This window comes from Oleiphilus sp. HI0132 (assembly GCF_001635845.1).
Window position 1 is genome coordinate 1 of sequence record NZ_LWGJ01001556.1, and the last position, 1,327, is coordinate 1,327.

General features: G+C 45.3%; 2 protein-coding genes. Both read right to left on the reverse strand.

The window, feature by feature from the left end:
- Window positions 1–355 (reverse strand): 1,6-anhydro-N-acetylmuramyl-L-alanine amidase AmpD (gene ampD / locus A3766_RS23900; RefSeq protein WP_082907200.1); only part of this gene is annotated, 355 nt, incomplete at its 3' end.
- Window positions 356–357: 2 nt separating this feature from the next.
- Window positions 358–1,327, reverse strand: a 970-nt coding sequence (locus A3766_RS23905) for a DUF1631 family protein (RefSeq protein WP_156509096.1), incomplete at its 5' end; no start/stop codon positions are given.

Consider the following 1,327-nt stretch of genomic DNA (forward strand, 5'->3'; position numbering starts at 1 on the left):
CTTCCAGCTCAACGCCTATCGAGAAATCATTACAGTTTTCCTGACCACAAAAGCTTGACTGTCCGGCATGCCAGGCACGGTCATTACAGGAAACAAACTGGACTATTTCTCCGTTGCGTTTAACGAGGAAGTGTGACGAGACCTGAAGATCGCGAATTGTCTCGAAATACGGATGCTCACCAACTGGCAAACAGTTTTGGAAAAAAAGCTCGATGTAATTATTGCCGAAGGACTTCGGTGGCAATGATATATTATGAACGACTAGTAAGTTGATCGGCGCAGCTTGAGGGCGCTCATTATAATTGGGTGACGGGCACTTCCGAGCACCAGCCAACCAACCATTACAAATTTTCATACCTAGTTAGCTCCGCGTAAACTCCCGATCACCGATTCTAAGGCACGATCAAACAATAAACCATCATTTAGAACTTGAAGCTCTCCATTTCTTAGCAGGGATGCAAAACCACTTTTATCCTGCTCCATTACTTTGATGCCGGATCGATTAACGAAAACAAACTTATCAATAGCCTTAATGTGTGCAGCAAGTTTACAACGTTCAGGACGTCCTTCCTTTGAAACCTCAAACCAGGTGCCAATGCTAGCTCTTTCCACCTGCTTACTAAATGCATCAAGAATGGAATCGCTCGCACTAGCACTCAAATCTTCTTCTAGAACCGTTTCGGCACGCGTAGGCTCGACACTTGATTCCGTTTCTGCGTTATCACCGGTGCCTTGCTCACTGGGTGAGACAGGTTTACTGTCGGAGTTTGTTTCTCTAGAGGCAGCTTTAGGCGCAGGCTTGACCGGCTTTTCGGCTTCAACGCTAGATTGCTTAAAATCGTTAAAGTCTTGTTCAATTTCAAGCGTATCCTGAACCAACTCAGCAATGGCGTTATCGTCCATTGCAGACTTGGCAAACTCTTCGTATGTTTGCAAGTTATTCAAGACATTAACATGCTGAGCTTCGATATCGGCCAATAGGGTTTTCGCCTCAAACTGATCATACATGATCCGATTGAGCCCCTCCCGACACTTCCTCATAACACGAGGAATCGTTTTCAATAACTTGCCTCGAACATCAAGCTCCTCCTTGTCTGGGCTCACCGTCCAAATCAAATCTTTAACCAAGGCAATTTCAGCCTTCCAACTCTCTGAGTCGACACCACCGTTTAGGTATGTGTAATTAAGCACCCTACTCCACGCTTTTGAAAGAAAAGCTTCTGCACATTCTGGTACATTACGCGCTCTTGCTTGCTGATCAGCCAAAATTGCATTTAAAGCATTATCAACCGCCTTCTTGGCTAGGTCATTGGCTGCTTTTCCCTTC